At 46.0% G+C, this 25,722-nt stretch carries 21 protein-coding genes; 8 read left to right on the forward strand and 13 right to left on the reverse strand.

The genetic code is table 11. The features are described from left to right. On the reverse strand, positions 1-219 hold a 219-nt coding region (locus BMZ28_RS15880), incomplete at its 3' end, for a helix-turn-helix domain-containing protein (RefSeq protein WP_139211648.1). A 382-nt stretch (positions 220-601) separates the two neighbouring features. On the opposite strand from BMZ28_RS15880, the gene BMZ28_RS15885 reads away from it, so the two are divergent. Continuing rightward, positions 602-2,386: an AsmA family protein gene (locus BMZ28_RS15885; protein ID WP_074824718.1), complete on the forward strand. Its 1,785-nt coding sequence runs from the start codon at positions 602-604 to the stop codon at positions 2,384-2,386. A 225-nt stretch (positions 2,387-2,611) separates the two neighbouring features. On the opposite strand, the gene BMZ28_RS15890 is transcribed toward BMZ28_RS15885, so the two are convergent. The 5 genes from BMZ28_RS15890 to yihX form a co-directional block, all read right to left on the reverse strand. Next, positions 2,612-3,601: an MBL fold metallo-hydrolase gene (locus BMZ28_RS15890; RefSeq protein ID WP_074824723.1), complete on the reverse strand. Its 990-nt coding sequence runs from the start codon at positions 3,599-3,601 to the stop codon at positions 2,612-2,614. Between the two features lie 39 nt (positions 3,602-3,640). Next, positions 3,641-4,549, reverse strand: a complete 909-nt coding sequence (fabY, locus tag BMZ28_RS15895; RefSeq protein ID WP_047779528.1) for a fatty acid biosynthesis protein FabY — start codon at positions 4,547-4,549, stop codon at positions 3,641-3,643. Positions 4,550-4,616: 67 nt separating this feature from the next. Next, the gene (gene dtd, locus BMZ28_RS15900) at positions 4,617-5,051 is read right to left on the reverse strand and encodes a D-aminoacyl-tRNA deacylase (RefSeq protein WP_047779527.1); all 435 of its coding nucleotides are present in this window, start codon (positions 5,049-5,051) and stop codon (positions 4,617-4,619) included. Next, positions 5,048-5,941 carry a virulence factor BrkB family protein gene (locus tag BMZ28_RS15905; protein ID WP_074824724.1) on the reverse strand — a complete coding sequence of 298 codons (894 nt, stop codon included), beginning with the start codon at positions 5,939-5,941 and terminating at the stop codon, positions 5,048-5,050. The genes dtd and BMZ28_RS15905 overlap by 4 nt, the downstream gene beginning before the upstream one ends. A gap of 125 nt (positions 5,942-6,066) precedes the next feature. After that, entirely contained in the window at positions 6,067-6,660 is a 594-nt protein-coding gene (gene yihX / locus BMZ28_RS15910) for a glucose-1-phosphatase (protein ID WP_074824726.1), read from the reverse strand. Between the two features lie 347 nt (positions 6,661-7,007). Here yihX and BMZ28_RS15915 point away from each other — a divergent pair, with 347 nt between their 5' ends. Beyond that, positions 7,008-7,409 (forward strand): YidB family protein, encoded by a 402-nt coding sequence (locus BMZ28_RS15915; RefSeq protein WP_047779524.1) that lies wholly within the window; start codon positions 7,008-7,010, stop codon positions 7,407-7,409. A gap of 42 nt (positions 7,410-7,451) precedes the next feature. Here the strand turns inward: BMZ28_RS15915 and yiaY are convergent, their stop codons facing one another. After that, on the reverse strand, positions 7,452-8,603 hold the full coding sequence (gene yiaY / locus BMZ28_RS15920; protein WP_047779523.1) for an L-threonine dehydrogenase: 1,152 nt from the start codon (positions 8,601-8,603) through the stop codon (positions 7,452-7,454). A gap of 280 nt (positions 8,604-8,883) precedes the next feature. Continuing rightward, the gene (gene typA, locus BMZ28_RS15925) at positions 8,884-10,707 is read right to left on the reverse strand and encodes a ribosome-dependent GTPase TypA (RefSeq protein WP_047779522.1); all 1,824 of its coding nucleotides are present in this window, start codon (positions 10,705-10,707) and stop codon (positions 8,884-8,886) included. Between the two features lie 366 nt (positions 10,708-11,073). On the opposite strand from typA, the gene glnA reads away from it, so the two are divergent. From glnA to BMZ28_RS17645, 4 genes are all read left to right on the forward strand, one after another. Further along, complete coding sequence (gene glnA / locus BMZ28_RS15930) at positions 11,074-12,483, forward strand: glutamate--ammonia ligase (protein WP_074824736.1); 1,410 nt, start codon at positions 11,074-11,076, stop codon at positions 12,481-12,483. 166 nt (positions 12,484-12,649) lie between these two features. Then, on the forward strand, positions 12,650-13,699 hold the full coding sequence (glnL, locus tag BMZ28_RS15935) for a nitrogen regulation protein NR(II) (RefSeq protein ID WP_074824737.1): 1,050 nt from the start codon (positions 12,650-12,652) through the stop codon (positions 13,697-13,699). Between the two features lie 8 nt (positions 13,700-13,707). Continuing rightward, a complete protein-coding gene (gene glnG, locus BMZ28_RS15940) occupies positions 13,708-15,129 on the forward strand; it encodes a nitrogen regulation protein NR(I) (protein WP_074824739.1) in 1,422 nt (473 codons plus the stop codon). A gap of 125 nt (positions 15,130-15,254) precedes the next feature. Next, the gene (locus tag BMZ28_RS17645) at positions 15,255-15,377 is read left to right on the forward strand and encodes a YshB family small membrane protein (protein WP_136655910.1); all 123 of its coding nucleotides are present in this window, start codon (positions 15,255-15,257) and stop codon (positions 15,375-15,377) included. A 118-nt stretch (positions 15,378-15,495) separates the two neighbouring features. Here BMZ28_RS17645 and hemN read toward each other — a convergent pair whose 3' ends face one another. From hemN to yihI, 3 genes are read right to left on the reverse strand one after another with little or no spacing between them, the layout of a single operon-like run. Continuing rightward, positions 15,496-16,869 carry an oxygen-independent coproporphyrinogen III oxidase gene (gene hemN, locus BMZ28_RS15945; RefSeq protein WP_047779518.1) on the reverse strand — a complete coding sequence of 458 codons (1,374 nt, stop codon included), beginning with the start codon at positions 16,867-16,869 and terminating at the stop codon, positions 15,496-15,498. 4 nt (positions 16,870-16,873) lie between these two features. Continuing rightward, a complete protein-coding gene (locus BMZ28_RS17405; protein ID WP_136655911.1) occupies positions 16,874-17,062 on the reverse strand; it encodes a hypothetical protein in 189 nt (62 codons plus the stop codon). A gap of 11 nt (positions 17,063-17,073) precedes the next feature. Beyond that, positions 17,074-17,595 carry a Der GTPase-activating protein YihI gene (gene yihI, locus BMZ28_RS15950; protein WP_047779517.1) on the reverse strand — a complete coding sequence of 174 codons (522 nt, stop codon included), beginning with the start codon at positions 17,593-17,595 and terminating at the stop codon, positions 17,074-17,076. A 703-nt stretch (positions 17,596-18,298) separates the two neighbouring features. On the opposite strand from yihI, the gene yihA reads away from it, so the two are divergent. Further along, positions 18,299-18,946 (forward strand): ribosome biogenesis GTP-binding protein YihA/YsxC, encoded by a 648-nt coding sequence (gene yihA, locus BMZ28_RS15960; RefSeq protein WP_074824750.1) that lies wholly within the window; start codon positions 18,299-18,301, stop codon positions 18,944-18,946. Positions 18,947-19,458: 512 nt separating this feature from the next. Here yihA and polA read toward each other — a convergent pair. Continuing rightward, positions 19,459-22,254 (reverse strand): DNA polymerase I, encoded by a 2,796-nt coding sequence (gene polA, locus BMZ28_RS15965; protein ID WP_074824754.1) that lies wholly within the window; start codon positions 22,252-22,254, stop codon positions 19,459-19,461. 679 nt (positions 22,255-22,933) lie between these two features. Here polA and yihG point away from each other — a divergent pair. Further along, the gene (yihG, locus tag BMZ28_RS15970; protein WP_074824757.1) at positions 22,934-23,839 is read left to right on the forward strand and encodes a 1-acylglycerol-3-phosphate O-acyltransferase, YihG family; all 906 of its coding nucleotides are present in this window, start codon (positions 22,934-22,936) and stop codon (positions 23,837-23,839) included. Positions 23,840-24,078: 239 nt separating this feature from the next. Here the strand turns inward: yihG and BMZ28_RS15975 are convergent, their stop codons facing one another. Further along, positions 24,079-25,551: an anion permease gene (locus BMZ28_RS15975; protein ID WP_074824758.1), complete on the reverse strand. Its 1,473-nt coding sequence runs from the start codon at positions 25,549-25,551 to the stop codon at positions 24,079-24,081. Positions 25,552-25,722 lie beyond the last annotated feature (171 nt).

Here is a 25,722-nt window from a genome sequence, read left to right on the forward strand (position 1 = left end):
AACATCATCGGCGGTTTTGGAGGGTGAAGACAAGGGCTTACGTGAACGTTCAGCTAATCCCGGGAGACCTTGTTGCTGGTAACGAGAGAGCCATTTATAAGCCGTCTTCCGACTAATAGAGAATCGCCGTGCCAACTCAGAGATATTCGCCCCGGGTAAAGTGGCCAGAGTAACAAACTCTTCTTTTAAAGACATGATGGTAACCTCATTCCACGGCATATAACTCTCCTTAGTATGGAATAGTGATATGCCGATAATGGAACAACAAAACGTAAAAGCACCAGCGATTACGTTCTAAAAAGTGTTACCTATGTCCCTGAACACCTGTTACCTATGTCCCCAGTCCATACACGTTCGCCCTTAACGCCCCCTACTCGGCCACCCACACCAATGTTGATTTATTCTCTGTACTGATAGTGGACGAAATTTTCACTGTCATTAAACTTAACTCACAAGCACTACTTATGATTTCAGTATTCTTTTACACTATTTACCTGCGAACCATATCGCATCTCATATTATTATCACCATTTCCATTGAGATCCCCCGATAAATACGGCATAAAGGGGTTCAGTTCACACATTGCCACACAGGTCAGACCATGAGATTTATCCGCAAATCACTGTATACACTGCTGTGCCTTTTGGTACTCGCAGTCATTATTATTTATTTTGTTGCTCAAACGTCCTATGCCGCAAAATGGATAAGCCAGTGGGTTAACGATAATTCGCCCTATCAACTCTCTTTGGGCAACCTTGACTACAGCATTACTGAACCCTCTCAGCTCATTCTGCATAACGTAGAACTGAGCCAGCAAAAACAGCCGACTTTACTCAAGGCTGAAAAAGTAACGCTAGGTTTAACCTCATCGTTATGGCAACCCAAGCTACACTTTTCAACCCTTGAACTGGAGAACGGCACCCTAAGTCTGTCAGCCAAAACGGCAATCTCTTTAGCGGTTAGCAGTGACCGTTTCCAGTTACGTAATATGGCGGTTAACCTTGAGACGCCAGATATTACCTTGCAGGGTGAACGCGTTAATGGCGGTATTATTCCCTGGGTACTCAGCGCGGATCCACTACCCGACAGTGACAACCACTTTGAATTCAGCGCCGATAAGTTATTGCTTAACGGTATTGAAACTCATAAAGCTCTGATACAGGGCGATGTTGATAATCAACAGATTATTTTTAATAACGTTGGTGCCGATCTGGCTAATGGGTTGTTGACCGGCAGCGGAAAACGTAACGCGGAAGGCCACTGGATCGTTGATAATTTACGACTGAGCGATGTGAAATATCAAAGCCAACAGACGCTAAGCCAATTGTTCGAACAAATCGAGCAGTTGACCGGCCATACCGATATCACCTTGAACCGTCTGGATTTGCTGAACGCCAATATTCAGGGAACAGATTGGGCATTTAGCGATTTATCCCTCTCAGTCAAAGATCTGATGTTGGTCAAAGGCAATTGGCAGGCTCAGTCCGGCACGATAAATATGAATGCTTATGATGTGGTGTATGGCAATCAACATCTGGTTAGCCCGGTGCTTAATCTTGGGCTGGAAGACAATAACGTTAAAATCAAACAGTTCAGCAGCCGCTGGCAGGATGGGCTGGTAAGAGCCAGCGGTATCTGGCAGCAAGATAGCCAAGCCTTAACATTGGATGATGTCGCGCTGACATCCTTGCTTTATACCTTACCCAAGGATTGGCTCACGGAATTAAAACAGACTCCGCCTAACTGGCTACGTGAATTACACATCACCAAATTCACCACTAACCGCAGCATCTTGATTGATATCAATCCTGAGTTTCCTTTCCAATTTACTGCACTCGATAGCAACGGCAGTGATCTGTATCTGATTAAAGACCATCAGTTTGGTATCTGGGGCGGGCAGCTTAGCTTTAACGCGTCAGAAGCGACGCTTAACAAAATTGACCTTCGCCATCCATCGGTTATTTTAACCGCTACGCCAGAAGCCATTACCGTAAGTGAAATGAGCGCGTTCACCAAAGAAGGGTTGATTGAAGGCAAAGTCACTCTAGGTCAACAGCCTGAAAGAACATTAAACCTAGCCCTCAGCGGCCGTTCAGTTCCGGTAAATATTTTACAAAGCTGGGGCTGGCAATCCATTCCACTACAGGGCAACGGTAATATTAATCTACAGTTAAGCGGTAATCTGGTCGATCGACAAACCAGTGACTCGAAACTCAAGGGTAGCCTGAAAATGGTGAATGATACGGGGCAGATGCTTACACAGTATCCACTAAGCCAAGTTGAAATTCCCGTGGAACCCGATATTTCAGTACCAGAGGTACCCAATTCTGAGGAAGAAACACCGGCTACGACACCTGAAGTGCCTCAGGAATCACCGTTTGGTTAATGGGAGAAACCGTTGAAAAACGCGCCCCCGGATTTGACTCCATACGCATCTCTTGGCTTAAGGTCGAGGTAATTCACTACCCTCTCCCTTCAAGCCATTCGCCTGCGGCTACACATTCCTGCTTTCGTCGGAACGACGATAAAAACCGGAATAGTAAAGCAAACAGGAATGATAAAAGCGATAACAACACCGGCCAAGTTCATGACTTTATTTGCTGAGAAATCACTACAGCGCCAACCTCGCTCCCAACTTAATCAGTTGAAACTCTTGCTCAGAAACCCCCTGCTGCTTCAGCGCTCGATGTAACTCCATCGGAGGTTCATCCAAAGACTCATCAGCAAGTTCAAAAACACCCCAGTGAATAGCAAACGATTGTTTGCAAGCCAACTCGCGGTGCAGTCTGACGGCTTCCTGTGGATTGATATGATGGGCTTCCATCATCCAGCGCGGCGCATAAGCACCTATCGGCAAAGCTGCCATTTCAATTGACTGAAAACGCTGTGCAATCTCCAACAAAATCGGGGAGTAGGCGGTATCACCAGAAAAATAGTAATTACGCGCGTTGGCGCTAATCATCCAACCACACCATAAAGTTTGGTTTTGATCCCATAAGGTACGCACACTCCAGTGTCTGGCAGGTACACTGGTAAACGTTACGCCATCAATCACCAGACTATCCCACCAATCCAGCTCATCGACCCGAACCGCCCCCTGTTTCTCCACCAGCTTTTTTAATCCCAGCGGTACAATAAAACGCACCTGTGGAGAATGTTTAATAAGTCGGCGCAGGCTGGGTAAATCAAGGTGATCGTAGTGATTATGGGAAATCAGCACGACATCAATCGGTGGTAGCCGGTTAATTTTAGCCGGAACATCGGTTAAACGTTTAGGACCATAAAAGCTGACCGGCGAAACGCGTAGAGAAAAAACGGGGTCGGTCAGGATATGCATGCCATTGATTTGGTATAACAGCGTCGCATGCCCTAGCCACCAAACGGCGTTGCCCGGCATATTAAAATCAGCTGGTTGCCACCACTGATCAATAAACCCGGGATAACCTGCATCCGGAGGATGCGGCAAATGCTGTTCTTTCCGTTCACGCTGCCAACGTTTTACCATTTCTGGCGAGTGTGATTCCGGATAACCGGGATTACAAAACCCGGTTGGCGTATGGTGATTTTTAGATGGATCGTAGTAGGGATTAGCCTTTGGCAAGCCTTCACTCCTTAGATATAGATTATCTGACAGCTTGGGTTATTCACATCCATCCGGCAGAACCATATAGGTTCCTTCAAAAATACATCCAACCTCATCATCACCAGATACGTTAACCTGCAACTGAACCCGGGCTTTGCGTCCTCTGGCAAGACGATCCAGATCGCCTTTCATTGAGTCCAGACTGGCCACTGCCGTTGGTCGACCGGTAACCGGTTTTTGGTAACGAATATGGGCATCGGCTAATACAATTGTCCCACCCAGTTGACGCTCCTGCAGCAACAGCCAAATCAAACCCCAACCAGTTAAGGTGGCGAGGGAAAACAGACTGCCAGCAAAAATAGTGTGGTGAGGATTGGTGTTCACCCCTTCCGGCATGGTGGTAATAAAACGCTGTCCGGTGTACTGGACAATTCTAACCCCCATCTTTTCACTTAACGGGATATTCTGATACCAAGCCTTCTGTAGTTGATCACACCAGTCAGGACGATGAAGAATATCATCCAGCGTGGCAATGGATTTTCTCATCAGGAAGTGGCGTACCGGCGTAGTTTGTGGTGTGGTAATCTCTCCTTGATTCACAAAACCCAATTTATCGAAGAAATGTACTGTCTCCTCTCTGGCACTACAGACAATACGCTTCACCCCTTCCTGACGGGCAATGGATTCTAACGTAATGGCAATCAAGGTGCCCAATCCCTTACTACGGACATTCGCCGCAACCGCCAAAAAGCGAATTGAACCTTCATTGTCGGCATTGATATATAGCCTGCCAACAGCAACCACCTTTCCCTGAGAATCTACCACCATCTGATGATGAGCTATCATATCGTAGCCATCTTTTTCTGAGCCAACCGGCTGATGCAGCGGCTTACGCAGCATTTCCCAGCGGAACTGATAATAGTCATTTAGCTCTTGTTCGGTAAGCGGTACTCTTAGGTGGTACATACTGACTCTCTTATCTGAATCGTTTCTTATATTGATAGCGCGTTATTTAACAAACGGCAACGGTCAATTAAACCTGAAGGCTGAACGTGACCGGTCCATCATTAACCAGTGAAACCTGCATATCAGCAGCAAAAATACCGGTTTCAGTGCCTACCGTTTGACGGCAGCGATCGGCGAAATAGAGATATAAACGCTCGGCATCCTGCGGTGTCGCACCGCGAGAAAAACTGGGGCGCATACCTTTCTGGGTATCGGCAACCAATGTAAATTGAGAAACCACCAGTACGCTACCGCCAGCTTGTTGTACGTTAAGATTCATTTTTCCCTGTTCATCACTGAAAATACGATAGCCCAATACTCGCTCGCACAGTCGTTCAGCTTTCTCTGGCGTGTCATCTTTTTCCACGCCCAGCAATACCAATAAACCTTTATTAATCGCACCGACGGTCTGACCATCAACCACCACATCGGCTCGGGTGACTCGTTGAATTAACGCAATCATTGCTCTGCTGCTCCTGAATTATGGGTAGAATGGGTTTCATAGTCCTCCCGCAACTTACGATACACGCTTAATGTTACCGTAACCTCCGCACCAAATAGCACGATACACCAACTGAGATAGACCCAGACAAACAAAAGTGGAATCACTGCCAGTACACCATAGATCAACTGGTAGGATGGAAACATCGTCACGTATAGCCCAAAGCCTTTCTTGCCCAGCTCAAATAACAAAGCGCCCACTATCGCGCCAATGGCGGCATCTTTAGCCGGTACCCTGACCGTCGGCACAATACTGTATAACAGCCAGAAAGAGACAAAAGAAAGAAGCAACGGGAAAATACGCAATACCCGATCAATAACATCATCCATCCCGCCGTCATGTAGCCAAGTCATGGAGAGTAAATAGGAACTAATCGCCATACTGGCGCCGGCCAGCAGCGGACCTAACGTTAATACCATCCAGTAAACGGCAAAGGAGTAAACCATGGGGCGCTGGCGTTCACTGTGCCAGATAGCATTCAGTGCGGTATCAACAGACCCAATCAACAGCAGAGAAGTCACAATCAAGCCACAAATACCAATCGCCGTCATTTTGTTAGAGTTAGCGACAAATTGCTCCAGATAGGTTTGGATGGTTTCGCTGGCCGCCGGCATAAAATTATTAAAGACAAAGGTTTTCAACTGCACGCTAACGTCAGAAAACATCGGGAACGCAGCAAACAGCGCAAATACGACGGTAACGAGCGGCACCAAAGACAGCAAAGAGACGTAAGCCAGATTACCCGCCATCATTTGTAACCGGTCTTGATTCGCTCTGGCCCAAAGAAGCTGTGCGTAAGCCACGATAGGTTTTATTCTGCGCGGGCCTCGAATATGGGATAGGTGTGGCATAGCATTCTCACTCTGTATCAGGTCATTCTGTTATCTAACGTAACCGGATAAAGATAATAAAGGCCAGTCAGCCCAGTGTAAAACTGAGATAACCAGCCATTTTCTTCCGGTTAACAATGATGGATTTAATTTGCCCCGAAATATTCAGGAATCACTTTATTATCTGTGACCTGTATTGAGGTGATACCTAATGCTCGCGCACCAATAATATTGTCGAGATTATCATCAAAGAAGATGGCATTTTCTGGCGCTATCCCTTCTTGCTCAAGCACATAACGGTAAATTTCCGCTTCAGGTTTGCGCATTCCCAGCTCCTGAGAGAGATAAATCCGATCGGCGGATTCGTTGACCTGAGGATATTGCTCTGGCCAGTAGGTGGTATGCAGTACATTGGTATTAGAAAGCACCACCACTCGGTCGCCCTCTTTACGCAAACGCTGCATAATCTCAATCACTTCCTCACGCAACCCAATGAAGATGGCCTGCCAGCCAGCGGCAAACTGCTCATAGCTCAGGTGAATCATCATCTCTTCGCAGAGCTGCTGAGCAAACTCTTCGTCGCTGATTTCCCCTCGCTCATGCCGTTCAAACGGTTTACCCATCTTAAAGCGTTCGGAGAGGGTGGCTAACGGTACACCGCTTAAATTACTCCAAACGCCCAGCACGCGTTTAAAATCAATATCGACAATCACATTACCTAAATCAAAGATATACAACATGATATGCACCCGTATGATTTAACTACCGATCCTTGTACTACACGCTACCATAGTTATCTTCATCTTCGCATCAGAAACCCTTATCGCAACAAAAATAAAACCCAACCTTATCTTGTCGGCAGGTGGGTTTAGCAGAATGGTTCTATACTGTATCTGTAGCGTTATTATCACGAAAACTGATACACGATCGGTATCAGACGGTATAATTGAGCTTATCTTTTCCGGTCAGTGATGACGTGGTTTTAGTGGTACTCATTCCGTACCATAAAGATAAATCAAGGACGATTGGGGGTATCAATGTTTTATTTTATACCCACGTTTTTACTTATTTCAGGAGTAATAAAGAAATGGGTCTGTTAGATAAATTAGGCGGTCTGCTCGGTGGTAGCGGCGGCAATCAAGGTTCCATCGATTATTCGGCCATTCTGCAATGGATTGAACAACAGGGTGGTATTTCTAGTCTGCTGGATAAATTCCGTCAGGGGGGACTGACAGAAGTCGTTCAATCTTGGATCGGCACCGGAGCCAATCTACCTATTTCTGGACAACAAGTGCAAGACATTCTCAGCGGCTCTGCTCTACAGCAGTTGTCTGAAAAGTTGGGTGTGGGCAGTCAGGAAACGTCAGGACTTATTGCGCAATACTTACCGGATTTAGTGGATAAACTCTCACCAAAAGGTGAAATGCCAGAGAGTCCAGACTTAATGTCTATCGGTATGTCGCTGTTAAAAAATAAATTTTTTAGTTAACGACAATTATGCCCCGTTTAACAACGGGGCATATTCATCACATCACATTGCAGATTTAAAGATAGCAACGATTTCTTCGTGAGTTGCCTGAATCGGATTCGTCAGACCACACGCATCTTTCAGCGCATTGGTTGCCAGCACTGGCAAATCTTCTTCTTTCACGTTCAGTTCCACCAGACCTGATGGGATACCAACGGTTTTCGACAGCTTACGGATCTCAGCGATACAAGCTGCTGCGCCCTGCTCATCGTTCATTCCCTTGGTGTCAACGCCCATAGCAACGGCGATATCTTTCAAGCGAGGGGCACAGGCTTTAGCATTGAATGATTCAACGTGAGGCAGTAATACCGCATTACACACACCGTGAGGTAAGTCGTAGAAACCACCCAACTGGTGAGCCATAGCATGAACATAGCCCAATGAAGCGTTGTTAAACGCCATGCCAGCAAGAAACTGAGCATAGGCCATCATTTCACGCGCTTCCATATCATCACCCTGCGCAACGGCACGAGCCAGATATTGGCTAATCATCGTCACGGCTTTCAGCGCACAAGCATCGGTAATCGGGTTAGCAGCAATAGAAACATAGGCTTCGATCGCGTGCGTTAATGCGTCCATACCGGTAGCCGCGGTCAGCCCTTTAGGCATACCGGCCATCAGACCAGAATCATTAACCGACAGAATTGGGGTAACGTGTTTATCCACGATCGCCATTTTAATATGACGATCAACATCAGTAATAATACAGAAGCGTGTCATTTCTGATGCAGTACCGGCAGTGGTATTAATCGCGATTAACGGTAATTGAGGCTTCGCAGAGCGATCTACGCCTTCATAATCACGAATATCTCCGCCATTAGACGCCACTAATGCAATACCTTTAGCGCAGTCATGAGGTGAACCGCCGCCCAGTGAAATCACGCAGTCACATTGATGCTCTTGTAATATTGCTAAGCCTTCAGACACGTTAACGGTGGTTGGATTTGGATGAGTCCCATCATAGATTCGACTGCGAATACCTGCTTCCCGCAGTAAATTCTGGACTTCACCTACCACACCGATCTGATTCAACACACTGTCAGTGACGATTAATGCATTGTGATAGCCATAATCTTTCATGCTTTTTATCGCATCAGCCAGACAACCCGTACCAATCATGTTAACCGGTGGAATAAAGAAGGTGGAAATCGACATGAATAACTCCTTGATGTGTAATTTTAATAATTTGAACTGGTTACTCTCCCAGACAATTACTTAACTATATTCTCCAGACAAAGTAATCCAAAATGGGTAAAGAAAGAAACAAAACATTTTTTATAATCTAGTTAAATTTGTAGGGATATTTGATTAATTAACTGATATGGAATGATTTTTTATACAGCAAATCATACAGGAAAGCAAAAGAGGTTTAAGGCAGAAAAAAGAAAAGGGCAAATAACTTTGCCCTTTTTGACGTTAATCTAATAAAGAGTTTTTACTCTTTTGGACCACGGTTAGCACGCTTACGGTCGTTCTCAGTCAGGTGACGCTTACGGATACGTATCGACACCGGCGTAACTTCGACCAGTTCATCATCATCGATAAACTCCAGCGCTTGTTCCAGAGACATTTTGATAGCAGGAACCAGTGTGGTTGCTTCATCAGTACCAGACGCACGCATGTTGGTCAGTTTCTTACCGGTTAAGCAGTTCACTGTCAGGTCGTTAGAACGTGAGTGAATACCGATAATTTGGCCTTCATACACTTCAGCACCGTGACCTAAGAACAACTTACCGCGGTCTTGCAGGCTGAACAATGCGAACGCAACAGCTTTACCTTGACCGTTAGAGATCAATACGCCGTTTTGACGCTGACCAATTTCACCCGGACGCACATCGTCATAATGGCTGAAGGTTGAGTACAGTAAACCTGTACCTGAAGTCATGGTCATGAACTCAGTACGGAAACCGATCAGGCCGCGAGCAGGAATCAGGTAATCCAAACGGATACGGCCTTTGCCGTCCGGGATCATGTCCTTCACATCACCTTTACGCTCACCCATGGCTTGCATGATTGAACCCTGATGCTGTTCTTCGATATCCAGCGTCACGTTTTCGAATGGCTCTTGTTTACGGCCATCAATCATCTTGTTGATAACTTTTGGACGGGAAACGGCGATTTCGAAACCTTCACGACGCATGTTTTCAATCAGAACTGACAGGTGAAGCTCACCACGACCTGATACGCGGAACGCATCAGCATCGTCAGTTTCTTCAACGCGCAATGCAACGTTGTGTACCAGCTCTTTGTTCAGGCGGTCGAGGATTTGACGTGAAGTCACGTATTTACCTTCTTTACCACAGAACGGAGAGGTGTTTACACAGAAGTACATGGTAACGGTTGGTTCATCAACGGATAATGCAGGCAGCGCTTCAACACTTTGTACATCACACACGGTATCGGAGATATTCAGTTCGCCCAGACCGGTAATCGCAATGATGTCGCCAGCTTCGGCCACTTGCGATTCGATACGCTCCAGCGCCATATGGCTCAATACTTTACCAATTTTACCGTTGCGAGTTTTACCTTCGCTATCGATCACGGTAACTTGCTGGTTAGGCTTAACTTTACCGCGCTTGATACGGCCAACACCAATAACGCCAACGTAGTTGTTGTAGTCTAATTGGGAGATTTGCATCTGGAACGGACCGTCACTGTCAACGTCCGGTGGAGAAACGTGCTTAACGATAGCTTCAAACAGGGGATCCATGTTATCCGTCATTTCGTTATGGTCGTTACCCGCAATACCCATTAATGCCGAAGCATAAATAATTGGGAAATCCAGCTGTTCGTCAGTCGCTTCAAGATTAACAAACAGATCAAATACTTGATCAACAACCCAGTCAGGGCGTGCGCCAGGACGGTCAACTTTGTTAATAACAACAATAGGTTTCAGACCGTTAGCAAACGCTTTTTTGGTCACGAAGCGGGTTTGCGGCATCGGGCCGTCCATTGCATCAACAACCAGCAACACCGAGTCAACCATTGACATTACGCGCTCTACTTCACCACCGAAGTCGGCGTGTCCTGGGGTGTCAACGATGTTAATACGGTAGTTATTCCAGGTAATGGCCGTATTTTTAGCCAGAATGGTGATCCCACGTTCTTTCTCGAGATCGCCGGAGTCCATAACGCGCTCAGTGGCTTCGTTACGTTGGTCTCCTAAAGTTCCGGACATTTGTAGTAGCTTATCAACCAGGGTAGTTTTCCCATGGTCTACGTGCGCGATAATAGCAATGTTACGTAGATTCTCAATCACAGATTTGCCTCAGGCATTAGAAATAGCGCGTTATTGTACACACTTTAGACGAATTACTAAACAAGATCACAAAGAACTATTAAAAACAACCGTCGCTTAGACGGATTGTGATCCTTTTCACGGTATAAAACGTTTAGAAAAAATACAAATTGCACCAAAAAACGTCACGCACCACTCGATATGCACTTTATTGGTGCAATAAATGATGCAAAAAATTGGTTTTCGTTCATACTCAGATGTCATAGCCGCTATCGGCTGCTATTTTAGGGACCGGAATAAAAACTGGCACGATTATAGCATAACTTTAGCTTATGGCACCGATGCCAAACTATGACACGATTATACCAGCTACCGGGAGAACACCAAATGTCTACAGAACATGTTTTGACAATGCTTAATGAGCACGAAGTAAAATTCGTCGATTTGCGTTTTACCGATACGAAAGGTAAAGAGCAACACATTACTATCCCTGCTCATCAAGTTGATGCTGACTTTTTTGAAGACGGTAAAATGTTCGATGGCTCTTCCATTGGTGGCTGGAAAGGTATCAATGAGTCTGACATGGTGTTAATGCCGGACCCAAGCACCGCATTAATTGACCCATTCTTTGAAGATACTACGCTGATCATCCGCTGTGATATTTTAGAGCCGGGCACCATGCAGGGCTATGAGCGCGACCCGCGTTCTATCTCTAAGCGTGCTGAAGATTTCCTGCGCTCTTCCGGTATTGCTGATACCGTACTGTTCGGGCCAGAGCCAGAATTTTTCCTGTTTGACGATATTCGTTTCGGCAACTCTATCGCTGGCGCTTACTATCACATCGATGATATTGAAGCGGCCTGGAACACCGGTACCCAGTATGAAGGCGGCAATAAAGGCCATCGTCCTGGCGTCAAAGGCGGTTATTTCCCGGTTCCTCCGGTTGATTCATCACAAGACCTGCGTTCAGCCATGTGTTTAACCATGGAAGAAATGGGATTAGTGGTTGAAGCTCACCACCACGAAGTGGCAACTGCCGGTCAGAACGAAGTGGCCACTCGCTTCAATACCATGACCAAAAAAGCCGACGAAACCCAGATTTATAAATATGTGGTGCACAACGTTGCCCATGCTTTCGGCAAAACTGCAACCTTTATGCCTAAGCCTTTAGTCGGCGATAACGGTTCAGGTATGCACTGCCATATGTCACTGTCGAAAAACGGCACTAACCTGTTTGCCGGTGACAAATACGGCGGCCTGTCTGAAATGGCACTGTACTACATTGGCGGCGTGATTAAGCACGCTAAAGCGATTAACGCGCTGGCTAACCCAACCACCAACTCTTATAAGCGTCTGGTTCCTGGGTTTGAAGCACCGGTTATGCTGGCTTACTCTGCCCGTAACCGCTCAGCGTCTATCCGTATTCCAGTGGTTGCTAACCCGAAAGCTCGCCGTATTGAAGTACGCTTCCCGGATCCGGCAGCTAACCCGTATTTGGCCTTCGCCGCGCTGTTAATGGCCGGTCTTGACGGTATCATCAATAAAATCCATCCGGGCGAAGCCATGGATAAAAACCTGTATGACTTACCGGCAGAAGAAGCGAAAAACATCCCTACCGTTGCTGGTTCTCTGGAAGAAGCGTTGGCATGTCTGGATGCAGACCGTGAGTTCTTAACCCGTGGTGGTGTATTCACTAACGATGCCATTGATGCTTACATTGAGCTGAAGCAGGACGAGATGAATCGCGTACGTATGGCTCCGCACCCATTAGAGTTCGAACTGTACTACAGCGTGTAATACCAACGGGTATATAGCCAAGATTAATCACCCCGTTGTTGCAGTACACATAAGGGTTTAAGCCCATCATATGATGGGTTTTTTTCTCTCTTTGCTTAACGGTGTTGCGAAGGGCGTTATTTAGTCTGGTCAGTCGATGCCCCAATTTGGTGCAAAGGAGTCATAAATGGAAACCCCTACGCTACCGGATGCGGAGCAAATTCTTAACTCACAGATTACCTGCGTGTTAATTCTGGATTTTTCATTAGCCATTCAATACGCCAATCCTGCTGCCCAACAACTTCTGGTGCAAAGCTCCCGTAAACTTTTTGGTACTCCCTTGCCTGATTTGGTTGATTATTTGTCGCTGGATGTCGGACTGATGTGGTCGAGCCTGCGCGAAGGTCAGGGTTTTACCGATAATGAAGTTGTTATGGTGGTTGATAGCCACCTGCATGTGTTAACGCTCAGCGCCCAACTGCTGGCCGAACATCATATTCTGATGGAACTGTCAGCCTTGGATAACCATCGACGCCTGAGTCAGGAACAGCTTCAGCATTCACAACAAACCGCCGCCAGAGAGTTGGTACGCGGTCTGGCTCATGAAATCAAAAATCCGCTGGGTGGTTTACGCGGTGCGGCCCAATTATTGGCTAAAGCGTTACCCGATCCGGCACTGGCGGAATACACCCAAGTGATTATTGAACAGGCCGACAGACTGCGTAATCTGGTCGATCGCCTGCTTGGCCCCCAGCACTTGGGACGGCAAGTAGAGCAGAATATTCATCAGGTTGCCGAGCGTGTTTATCAGCTATTAATGCTGGAAAAACCGGACAACATCAGCATCACCCGGGATTATGACCCAAGCATGCCGGAATTGATCCACGACCCGGAACAGATAGAGCAAGTGCTGTTAAATATTGCCAGAAACGCCATGCAGGCGCTGGATAAACAGGGCGGCAACATAACGTTAAGAACCCGCACTTCATCGCAAATGACATTACACGGCATTCGCTATCGCCTGTGTGCCCGAATTGATATTGAAGATAACGGCCCGGGGATCCCGACTCAATTGCAAGACACCATTTTTTACCCCATGGTCAGTGGCCGTGCAGGGGGTACCGGTTTAGGTTTATCCATTGCCCGCAGCCTGATCGATCAACATCGGGGCAAAATTGAATTTAACAGTTGGCCAGGCCACACCGAATTTTCGGTCTACCTGCCCATTCGTCAGTGAGGATTGCTATGAATCATGGAACTGCCTGGATCGTTGATGATGACAGTGCTATTCGCTGGGTTTTGGAGCGGGCATTGACCGGTGCGAATATCCAGTGCACCAGTTTTGATTCAGCTGACAATGTATTAACCGCCCTGGAAAAAAGCGCCCCCGACGTGCTGATCTCCGATATCCGTATGCCCGGCATCGATGGCTTAACCCTGTTGCAAAAAATTAAGCAACATCATCCTTTATTGCCGGTCATCATTATTACCGCTCATTCCGATCTAGACGCTGCCGTTAGCGCTTATCAATTTGGCGCTTTTGACTATCTGCCAAAACCTTTCGATATTGATGAAGCCGTTGCCCTGACCGAGCGCGCCATTAGCCACTCTCAGGAAATCCACCAGCCGGAGCAAGATAGTCAGATTAAAGGGCCTACCACCGATATTATTGGCGAAGCGCCGGCCATGCAGGACGTCTATCGGATCATTGGCCGTTTATCTCTGTCGTCCATTAGCGTATTAATTAATGGTGAATCCGGTACGGGTAAAGAGCTGGTTGCCCATGCTCTACACCGCCATAGCCCACGCGCTGGCGGTAAATTTATCGCGCTGAATATGGCGGCGATTCCTAAAGACTTAATTGAATCTGAACTATTCGGCCATGAAAAAGGGGCCTTCACTGGCGCGGGTCAAATACGACAAGGGCGCTTTGAACAGGCCGATGGCGGTACGCTATTTCTGGATGAAATCGGGGATATGCCGCTGGAAGTGCAAACTCGCCTGCTGCGCGTATTAGCCGATGGTCAGTTTTACCGCGTTGGTGGTTATGATCCGATTAAAGTCGATGTACGGATTATCGCAGCCACTCACCAAAATCTTGAGCTCTTGGTTAAAGAGCATAAGTTTCGTGAAGACCTGTTTCACCGGCTTAACGTTATCCGCATTCATCTGCCTCCGCTGCGAGAGCGCCGAGAAGATATCCCACGTTTGGCTCGCCACTTCCTGTCGCTCACAGCACAAGAATTGGGCGTCGAAGCCAAAGTACTGCACCCGGATACGGAAAAAGCACTAGGCCAAATGACCTGGTCGGGTAACGTTCGCCAACTGGAAAACACCTGCCGCTGGCTAACGGTTATGGCCGCAGGCAAAGAAGTTTTGCCGCAGGATTTACCTGAAGAACTGTTTATCTATGACGATGAAGCACCCGCCCATCCGAATACGCCATCATTTGATGGCCACTGGACAACCCCGCTGGAGAAATGGGCAGAACAGGCATTAACCTCTGGCAAAGCCAACCTGCTTTCAGAGGCGCTGCCCGATCTGGAACGGGTTCTCCTCACCGTGGCACTACGGCATAGCCACGGACATAAGCAGGAGGCTGCACAGTTGCTTGGCTGGGGTCGCAATACTTTGACTCGTAAGCTAAAAGAGTTGGGAATAGAGTAATTTTTGCTGTCGGCATGGACGCCGGACAAAACAGGTTATTTTTTACAACTTACACCACATTTTTCCAGCCAGATTCTGCTATTCTAGCCCCTTACTCAAAAAATAACTCGTTATGAGGCAAGGTTATGCTGGAAAATTTAACCTCTCTTTTGAATTTCAGTGTCGATGTCGGCGCTATGACAGGACAGTCACCGCAGACCGCGTTCGCCGCTATTTTATGTGTGATTATGTTTGTTTTGTTTTCCTGAAATTTTGTTCTTTAATTGGTGTGCGGTTGCTTATTGGAAGATAGAAATCAGCAGCAGTATCTATTTCGTGCGCTAAAACCAAATGGCGGTAAAACAACCGCCATTTATCGCCTATACCCTAGATCACGCGCGAGAACTGCTGTCTACGCGCCTGCTGCCGTAAATACACATCAAAACACATACAAATATTACGGATCAGTAAACGGCCTTTGCCGGTCACATCAACCCCTTGGTCATCGACCGTGACCAAACCATCTTTTGCCAATGGAGCCAACAATTTTAAATCTTCGGCAAAATACTCGGCAAATTTAATGCCATATGCCTGCTCAATCGGTGCGAAGTCCAAATGGAAATTACAGATCAGGGTTTTGATCACATCACGACGAATGCAATCATCCTCGGTCATTGCCAGACCTTTCCACAGACCGTTGCCCTTCTCATCCACGCTAGCGTAGTAGGCTTTTAAATCTTTCTGGTTTTGGGCGTAGGTATCGCCAATCATACTAATGGAGGACACCCCCATTCCTAACAGGTCACTATCACCATGAGTGGTATAGCCCTGGAAGTTACGATGCAAATGGCCTTCACGCTGGGCAATCGCCAGTTCATCATCCGGACGAGCAAAGTGATCCATACCAATAAATTGATAGCCGTCTTTGGTTAACGAGCCTATCGTTTCCTGCAGAATATCCAGCTTTTCATTCGCAGACGGCAGGTCATGATCTTTAATTTTAATCTGAGCGGCAAAACGGCTTGGTAAGTGAGCATAGTTAAATACGCTCAAACGATCCGGACTCAGCTCGGCAACTTTCTGCAAAGTAAACGCAAAGCTTTCCGCAGTCTGCTTCGGCAAACCATAAATCAAATCGATATTGGTTGAACGGAAACCCAGCTCTTTAGCCCGTTTAATCAGGGCAAAAATAAACTCTTCGTCCTGCTCGCGGTTAACCAGCTTCTGAACTTCTTTATTAAAGTCCTGAACCCCCATGCTCATGCGGTTAAAGCCTTCAGCACTTAAATGGTCCAGAATATCCAGCTCAATTTCCCGCGGATCGATTTCAATAGAGACTTCCGCATCCGGTAAGAAATTAAAATATTGACGCAGTATGCCGTTCAGACGCGTGATCTGTTGCTTATTCAGGTAGGTTGGCGTACCGCCACCCCAGTGCATCTGGGAAACCTGACGATTGGCAAATAACGGAGCCCGATTACGAATCTCCTGTTCCAATACATCAAGATATTGCTCTACCTTATGTCCTTGCCGAGTGACAATTTTATTACAACCGCAAAAATAACAAAGCTTATGGCAGAAGGGGATATGAATATATAAGGAAAGTGGACGAGACGGATATCGGGCTACCGCAGCCAGAAAATCACTTTCGCCATATTGCTCGCTGAATTCAAGAGCCGTAGGGTAAGAAGTATACCTTGGTCCGGAATAGTTATATTTCTGAATAAGGGCCAGATCCCAGTCAATCAACTGCGTAGACATTTGCTCACTCCGTCTTGTTTCTTGCTCTCCCCGGCCGTTTATTATTACTTTTTATGGTGCGGTGCATCGTACTACGGGGGACTCTGGCTGAACGCCAACGTTGTTTCAGGCGATCCAGCCATAATAGTTTACCTAATAACCAAACCAGATAACATGCCAGTATCACACCTACTAACAGGAATATCCACTGCATGGATTAGATGCTCACTCTTTAGAACTGTTTCTTTTAAGTAATTTTACAATATCTTCTTTTTCTTCTTGCTCTTCATCAGCAGCATCATCGTCTTCATCTTCGCCTAAATCAATACCCAGTTTGACCATCAGTGCATCAATGCGATCGAGGGTACTATCGACGTAATCCTGCTCTTGCTCTGACAGATTTTTTCCTTCGTCAATGGCATCCAGCAGTTGATTCAAACGCTCGTCATTTTCTAACAAATCTAATTCTTGCTGTGCAGAAAGTTTTGGCTTTTTAGGCGCTTTTGGTTTTGCTACCGTCGGTTTATTTCCCTCAGCGATTAAAGGAACCGGCTTTTTACTACCAATACGCGGATCTTTTTGAACTGAAGAACCTTGATTATTTTTGGCAGAATTCGATTCAACATTAGTACGAGCACCGGCAACGTTGCCGCGACGTTTTTTTGCACGCTTGCGCTCTTTTGCTTCTGCATCAATCTCTTCGCGACTTTTACGCTTGGTTTTAGCGGTATTTTGGGGCTGCTTCATTGCGGGATTCTCTAAAATGGAGATATTAGGCCGGAATCTAACAGAAACAAAGAAAAAAGGCGACAGTGTTATCTGTCGCCTTAATTTTGAACCATAAAGGAATATAAATTCCTAATCTCATCCGTGTGAACAATCAACGTCCCGGTCTATCCTTTTGTTATATACCCAGTCCCTGGCAACTATCCGTTTATCTCATCCTCGAGAATAATTAATCATCCTTGGCGCTTTCCCTAGCTGGTGTTCCTCCTGAACTACGCTCCGCGTATCCTTAACATCCTTATTCGTGTTACTATCCTGTATCACGTCGCCCAAATCCATTGGGCCTTTCCTTGCTACTCTATAAACATCATCCTGATGTTTCCCTGAGAGATATTCACATCCTGTGAATTTCCATCTGTTCCGCATCTCCTTGCTTGGTGTGTACTTTACCCTGTTGAATCACTCAAACAAGTAACCTACTGGTATAAATACTAGGTAATTTTCGTCCTACAAAATAACCAATTGATAATAAACGATTAAATTTATACGACCAATAAAAAAAGACGATATATCCCTACACATTAATGGCAGATGTCTCACACGCATTGATTGGCATAAACTGATTTATCGACTAGTGAACACGAAAAACAACAATAAACTCGCCCTTTCGAATGGCAAGGCAGTATAATTGCCAGCCAAATGACTATTCGTGGAGACGAACGTTTTGACCCAGAAAAATTTTAACTATCACAAGACGCATTTCGTCACCAGTGCACCAGATATTACTCATCTACCCGCAGATATTGGTATCGAAATTGCCTTTGCCGGGCGTTCTAATGCGGGTAAATCCAGTGCCTTAAACACCCTAACCAACCAAAAAAGTCTGGCTCGTACCAGTAAAACCCCTGGTCGCACCCAACTAATTAATCTGTTTCGGGTTGAAGAACACCTTCATTTAGTCGACTTGCCTGGCTATGGCTACGCTGAAGTACCGGAAGAGATGAAGCGCAAATGGCAGCGTGCATTAGGTGAATACCTGCAAAAGCGCGATTGCCTGCGAGGACTGATCGTGTTGATGGATATCCGTCATCCACTAAAAGATCTGGATCAACAAATGGTTCAATGGGCCGTTGACGTTAACTTGCCGGTACTTATTTTACTGACCAAAGCCGATAAGTTGGCTTCCGGCGCACGTAAAGCTCAGTTAAATATGGTGCGTGAAGCGATTTTACCTTTTCAGGGTGATATTCAAGTTGAAGCCTTCTCTTCACTAAAAAAATTAGGCGTTGATAAGCTGCGCATCAAACTGGATGAATGGTTTAACTTACCGTTTGATACGGATAGTGAAATGAGTGACCAGCCAGAAGAGTAAAGTGACTACCGTTATCTGAAGATCTTCAGATAAAAAAACGCCCCGTTCAAACGAACGGGGCGGCTAATATAAAGCCAATCCTATTACAGGGTTGAAAAATAGAACATCTTACCTCTGTACCCTACGCCGCTAACTTTACTTCATTTACCTAAAGCGTTAAAGCGTTTTTGTAATAAAATTACAAAAAAACCAGTCATATATTGCGACAGCCCTCACACAAATCAGCGTTTTATGTAGTTTTTTTACATAAAATAAATCGGTTCAGCTAAAGAATTAACGATATATTATTAATTATTAAAGAATAATTTTAATCATACAAATTTCACATTGCATAACTTAGTGCTAACCAATTAAGGTCAATCAGGGAAATTGAGGGAACTATTTTTTGATGATTACTCACTCTGGCGCAAGTCGAATACCAAATGTGGATCAGTGAGTTAAAACCAAAATCCCGGTTTTCACCGGGATTTCGAGATTAAACAGAATGAATAAAAATTATAACGGTAGTTAAATCAGTGGGCTTCATCCCAATTCATCCCGGTACCCACATCAACCTTCAGTGGAACCGATAAACTCACGCACTGCTCCATCAGTTGACGAATAGACTCACCTGATTTCTCCAGTATCGACTGATGAACTTCAAATACCAATTCATCGTGTACCTGCATAATCATCTTAATCAGCGGTTGCTCCTGCTGTTCAAGCCAGCCATTCACTGCAATCATCGCCGTTTTAATAATATCGGCGGCGGTACCCTGCATTGGTGCGTTGATGGCCGCACGCTCAGCGGCTTTGCGACGCATACCGTTGCTGGATTTAATATCTGGTAAATACAAGCGACGTCCGAATAGCGTTTCAACATAGCCCTGCTCAGCAGCCTGTACGCGAGTACGCTCCATATAATCCAGCACCCCAGGATAACGCTCAAAATAGAGATCCATATAGCGCTGAGCCTCGCCCCGTGGAATACCCAGCTGACGTGCTAAACCAAATGCGCTCATGCCGTAGATTAGACCAAAGTTAATCGCTTTGGCGCTGCGGCGCTGCTCACCGGTAACCTGATCCAGAGCAATACCGAAAACCTCTGCGGCGGTAGCCCGGTGGATATCTTTACCCTGTGCAAATGCATCCAGTAAGCCTTTATCGCCGGATAAATCGGCCATGATTCTTAATTCAATCTGCGAATAGTCCGCCGCCAGAATGCAAGAGCCTTCCGGCGCAATAAATGCCTGACGAATACGACGCCCTTCGTCATTGCGTACTGGAATATTTTGTAGGTTAGGATCGCTGGAGGATAAACGCCCGGTGGCAGTCACTGCCTGATGATAGGAAGTATGTACTCGACCAGACACCGCATTGACCATTAAAGGCAGCTTATCGGTATAGGTTGATTTCAACTTGGCCAGCCCACGATGCTCCAAAATAACTTTCGGTAGCGGATAATCCAGCGCCAATTCAGCCAACACCTCTTCATTGGTAGAAGGAGCGCCTCCCGGGGTTTTCTTCAGCACCGGCAGCTTTTGCTTTTCGTAAAAAATAGTTTGCAGCTGCTTAGTAGAAGAAAGATTGAACGGCTCTCCGGCGATCTCATGGGCCTGTACTTCCAGCTCCTGTAGCCGTTTCGCCAGCTCTTCCGAGTGCTGATTTAAAATCTGACTGTCAATTAATACGCCGGTACGCTCTATTTTTGACAAAATCGGTACCAGCGGCATTTCAATGGTCTGGAAAACCTTTTTCAATCCGTCATGCTGTTCCAATTGAGGCCACATCGCCTGATGCAACTGTAACGTCACATCAGCATCTTCTGCCGCATAAGGCCCGGCTTCTTCAATGGAAAGCTGGTTAAAGGTTAACTGTTTTTTCCCTTTACCCGCCAGCTCTTCAAAACTGATAGTTTTATGATTCAGATAGCGATTAGCCAAACTATCCATATCGTGGCGTCCGGCTACGCTGTCTAATACATAGGATTCCAGCATGGTATCAAAGACAATACCGCGCAAACTGATGTCGTATCGCGCCAGCATACTTTGATCGAATTTTAAATTCTGGCCAATTTTCAGTAACGCCGGGTTTTCCAATAGCGGCTTCAGGCCGTTCAGTACTTCCTCACAGCTTAACTGTTCTGGTGCGCCAATATAGTCATGACCAAAGGGCACATAGGCAGCCTTACCTGCTTCAATCGCAAAGGAGACACCAACCAGATTAGAGCTCATATAGTCGAGACCATCGGTTTCCGTATCAAAAGCAAATAGCTCCGCTTTCTCCAACAGCTTTAACCAGCGATCAAAATCCGCCCTTTCCAGAACCACTTCATAGCCTTCCTGTGAAAGCGTGGCAGTGGCTTCTGCCGTTGAAGCAGCGGCCTGATAAGCAACCGGGGCGGGCTTACTCGATGTTGTTCCTTTGGCAGCATTGGTCAGCGTACCGGTGTTTTCCAATTCAGCTAACCAGCGTTTAAACTCGTAACGCGCAAACATTTCTTTTAGGACATCAACGTCTGGCTCACGCAAAACCAGCTCATTTACCTTAATATCTAATTCAACGTCGGTCTTAATGGTAGCCAGTTGATAAGAAAGATAGGCCGCTTCTTTATGTTGTTCCAGCTTAGGCGCCAGCGTCTTGGAGCCACGGAAACTCAACGAGGCAATTTTATCCAACTGGCTATACATTGCATCAAGGCCGCCTAAGCCCTGCAACAATGCTTGGGCGGTCTTCTCACCCACGCCGGGAACGCCAGGAATATTATCCGAAGCGTCTCCCATCAATGCCAGAAAATCGATAATCAGCTCTGGCGGCACGCCATATTTCTCACACACCTCTTCAGGCCCGAGAATAGTGTTATTCATGGTATTAATCAGCGTAACCAACGGCGTCACCAGTTGAGCCATATCTTTATCGCCGGTACTGATTAATACATCCCGCCCTTTCGCTGCGGCTTCTTTAGCCAATGTCCCGATAACATCATCGGCCTCTACGCCAGGGACAACCAATAGCGGGATCCCCATCGCCTCAACCATTTTATGTAGCGGCTCAATTTGCGCGCGTAAATCGTCCGGCATTGGCGGTCGGTGAGATTTATACTCAGCAAACAGCTCATCGCGGAAGGTTTTTCCCTTGGCATCGAATACCACCACAATATGGCTAGGCTGGCATTGCGAAATCAGACTACGTAGCATGTTCAATACGCCATACATTGCCCCGGTAGGACAACCTTCACTATTGGTTAGTGGAGGAAATGCATGAAACGCCCGATAAAGATAGGAAGAGCCGTCAACGAGTACTAATGGGTTTTCTGCGATTTTAGCCATAAAATGATTCTTGCTGTTTGTTCCGTGAATAATGTTAAGCATGCCATACCCGAAGCCAAGAGACGAACAGGTTATTAAACTTTAGTGATATTGGCAGATAAAAAAGACCACAATTTTTATATGAAAATCTGTGGGTAACTCTGTTAATAAAATTCAGTTAATGTTATACAACAATAATATACCCGCACTAAAAACAAAATAAATATTAATAAATCAAAGAGATATATATAAAATATTTTATTATAAGCCGCTATGCACACGATCTTTATCTGTGGATATTGATTTATTAGTGATTAATATATGTCAAAACAGGCATCTGACTTTCTTAAAAAAGAATCCAATAGTTTTAGAAAGAAAAGGAATATAAGAGGGTTACTCTAATTCTAAAGCATAGTATCAATATATTGCGTCATGGAAATTTATATCAATAATAGTTAATCCTGAACGTTACATTAATCAGCCTATCGTCGGTAGTTAACAAGTTCATGGCTCATGTCCCTCATTCTTTCATGATAACACTGACAATTAATTTTATTATTTTTCAATTAGTTAAAATAAACCATGACGTTAAAACCTGAATAATATGCAAAAATTTATTATACTTTCGGCTTTCTGTTAGAATTATCCAAAATTTTAATCATTACGCATCTTCCTGCTCTTAATAACGAAAACTACAAACATGCCAAAATTGTTTGCCCCGATCATATTTTTAATCACAACAATATTAACTATTGTCTTTACCATCCTCTGTTCAGTACCTATGGTCGTGGCTGGCATATTAAAACTGATATTACCGTTTAGGATGGTCAGTCAGGGCGTTACTGCATTCTGTAACGTTATGATGTGGCTATGGTGCCTATCATTGGCATTCATCCTGAAAGTGACTAACCGTATTAGCTGGGATATACAGGGCGCTGACGAACTGAGCAGAAATAGCTGGTATTTACTTATCAGCAATCACACCAGTTGGAGCGACATCGTTGCCCTCTGCGTAGTGATGCGCAATCGAATTCCTGTGACCAAGTATTTTCTTAAGCAGCAGTTGGCTTGGGTACCGTTTATCGGTATTGCCTGCTGGGCACTGGATATGCCATTTATGCGTCGCTATTCGCGTAGCTACCTACTAAAGCACCCGGAAAAGCGCGGTAAAGATATCGAAACCACTCGCCGCTCCTGTGAGAAATTCCGCGATCACCCAACAACGATTGTGAATTTTGTTGAAGGTTCACGCTTTACCGAGCAAAAAAGAGTACAGAGCAAGTCCCTTTATCAGAATCTGCTACCGCCAAAATCAGCGGGTATTGCCCTCGCCCTGAATGTGCTGGGCTCGCAGTTTGACCGAATTCTCAATGTTACGCTCTATTACCCGGACAATCAGGAAAAGCCGTTTCTCGACTTACTCAGCGGTCAGATGAAGCGTATTGTGATACGCATAGAAACGCTACCGGTTGATAACAGTATCCGCGGGGATTATCTGAATGATAAAGCCTTTAAACGCCAGTTCCAATTGTGGTTACATGATATCTGGCAGCAAAAAGACCAGCAGCTTGAGCGGTTGAAGCAGCAGTTTATTGATAAGCGATAGGCTAGCAAGACTCACAGAGAGGCTGTGCTAATTGGCTAAGTTTAATGACGGCGAACGTTTCGTCCACATTAGTACAGAGAATAAATTAACGCTGGTGCACTCCCGTGCCTTCGCCGCCGAATCCAGCTCGCCCATGGCGACTTCCCTCCTTCGCCAATAAGGTTAAACGTACTGCCTTATTAGCGAAGGAGGCTGAATTCAAGCGCTCAATAATAAAAGTGCAAAAGATAAAATCAGACTCACCAATAGCCTAACCATTTCCACCACAGGCCGCCGATAGTGATCCAAATAATCAGGTTAACCACGCTCAGTACAAATCCAGTTTTCCACCATTCCGCCAGCGTTGCATAGCCTGAGCCAAAGATAATCGGCGCGGCGCCGGTGCCATAGTGGGTCAGCGACATCATCAGTGAAGAGGAGAACGCCAGAATCAAGGCCAATAGCGCAGGAGGTGCACCTAACGCCAAACCGGCGGCAAAGAAGGCCGCAAACATGGCGGTAATGTGCGCAGTGGTGCTGGCGAAGAAATAATGGGAATAGACATAAACCAGAACCAGCAGAATCGTGCCGCCAATCCAACCGATGCCTAAATGATCAATCGCGCCACCAACGGTCTGAGAAAGCCAGCTAATTAAACCCAGCTTACCAAGGAAAGTCGCCATCATAACCAGTGCGGCAAACCAAACCACCGTATCCCAGGCTCCTTTATTTTTTAATAAGTCGTCCCAGCTTAATACGCCCGTCATTAACAGCACCGATAAGCCAATAAATGCTGCCGTGGTTGGATTAACCGCCCAACCATCACCTAAGAAGAAAGCAGGAATACCGGCCCACATCAGCAACAGTAAACCAAATACCGCCAACGTAATTTTCTCTGGCAGAGAAATCGGCCCCAGTTCACTCAGTTTTTCTCTGGCAAAGCCCGGGGCATTCGGCGTGCTTTTAATTTCCGGTGGATAAAGCCAATAAATGACCAACGGCACCATAATCAGCGAAATAATCGCCGGAACCAGCGCAGCAATTGCCCACATGCCCCAAGTCAGCTCAAAAGTTGAATCGGTGCCTTTCATAATCAGATTGACTATCAGTGGGTTAGGTGCAGTTGCGGTAATAAACATCGCCGAGGTGATAGGGTTAATATTGTAATTAACCAGCGATAAATAACGGCCGATCTTCTCCGTCGAGCCGGGCTCCGGCTTGGAATTAAAACTATCGGCGATAGAACGCATAATCGGATGGATAATGCCGCCGCCGCGCGCGGTGTTACTCGGCGTGACCGGAGCCAAAGTGGTTTCAGCGATAGCCAGCGCATAGGCAATGCCTAAGGTTTTTTTACCAAACAGAGAAATAAAATAGTAACCAATACGCGCACCCAAACCGGTTTTACTCAGGCTTTGCGATACCATGATCGAAATACCGATCAGCCAAATAAGCTGATTGGAAAAACCACTCAATGCATCATTCAGAGCAGCCCCGGGCTTGCCAGGATTCGTAACGCCAGTGACCGCCACCAGCGCAATAGCAACAATTGAGATCGCCCCGATCGGCATAGCTTTGCCAATGATCGCGACAATGGTGCCAACAAACAGCGCTAATAAATGCCATGCATTTGGCGTAACCCCTTCCGGTACTGGAATAACAAACCAGATCAGCAATGTGATAGCAATCGCCATCAGGGAAGGAACAGGTTTCAACGGAGTCATTCTATCCATAACACTTTCCACTCTTCCAAACAAAATCGGTATCCCTGAAACAAGAGAGATAAGCGGAGGCAAAACGTGCCTTTAATCTATTCACCTAGCAAATACAGGCTGCTTTCAAATGGGTAAATCGCCGAACGCCCGGTAAAAACAAACCGAGTACCATACCAATATCCCGTGATA

This window comes from Pragia fontium DSM 5563 = ATCC 49100, from assembly GCF_900112475.1.
In the GTDB taxonomy this organism is placed as follows: domain Bacteria; phylum Pseudomonadota; class Gammaproteobacteria; order Enterobacterales; family Enterobacteriaceae; genus Pragia; species Pragia fontium.

Coding starts and splice junctions, on each gene's coding strand:
- glnL (WP_074824737.1), top strand. CDS start 12,650: ATGGAAACCCCTACGCTACCGGATGCGGAGCAAATTCTTAACTCACAG.
- BMZ28_RS15915 (WP_047779524.1), top strand. CDS start 7,008: ATGGGTCTGTTAGATAAATTAGGCGGTCTGCTCGGTGGTAGCGGCGGC.
- glnG (WP_074824739.1), top strand. CDS start 13,708: ATGAATCATGGAACTGCCTGGATCGTTGATGATGACAGTGCTATTCGC.
- BMZ28_RS17405 (WP_136655911.1), bottom strand. CDS start 17,062: ATGCAGTGGATATTCCTGTTAGTAGGTGTGATACTGGCATGTTATCTG.
- BMZ28_RS15905 (WP_074824724.1), bottom strand. CDS start 5,941: ATGCCACACCTATCCCATATTCGAGGCCCGCGCAGAATAAAACCTATC.
- dtd (WP_047779527.1), bottom strand. CDS start 5,051: ATGATTGCGTTAATTCAACGAGTCACCCGAGCCGATGTGGTGGTTGAT.
- hemN (WP_047779518.1), bottom strand. CDS start 16,869: ATGTCTACGCAGTTGATTGACTGGGATCTGGCCCTTATTCAGAAATAT.
- fabY (WP_047779528.1), bottom strand. CDS start 4,549: ATGTACCACCTAAGAGTACCGCTTACCGAACAAGAGCTAAATGACTAT.
- yihX (WP_074824726.1), bottom strand. CDS start 6,660: ATGTTGTATATCTTTGATTTAGGTAATGTGATTGTCGATATTGATTTT.
- BMZ28_RS15975 (WP_074824758.1), bottom strand. CDS start 25,551: ATGGATAGAATGACTCCGTTGAAACCTGTTCCTTCCCTGATGGCGATT.
- yihI (WP_047779517.1), bottom strand. CDS start 17,595: ATGAAGCAGCCCCAAAATACCGCTAAAACCAAGCGTAAAAGTCGCGAA.
- yihG (WP_074824757.1), top strand. CDS start 22,934: ATGCCAAAATTGTTTGCCCCGATCATATTTTTAATCACAACAATATTA.
- BMZ28_RS17645 (WP_136655910.1), top strand. CDS start 15,255: ATGCTGGAAAATTTAACCTCTCTTTTGAATTTCAGTGTCGATGTCGGC.
- BMZ28_RS15885 (WP_074824718.1), top strand. CDS start 602: ATGAGATTTATCCGCAAATCACTGTATACACTGCTGTGCCTTTTGGTA.
- yiaY (WP_047779523.1), bottom strand. CDS start 8,603: ATGTCGATTTCCACCTTCTTTATTCCACCGGTTAACATGATTGGTACG.
- glnA (WP_074824736.1), top strand. CDS start 11,074: ATGTCTACAGAACATGTTTTGACAATGCTTAATGAGCACGAAGTAAAA.
- polA (WP_074824754.1), bottom strand. CDS start 22,254: ATGGCTAAAATCGCAGAAAACCCATTAGTACTCGTTGACGGCTCTTCC.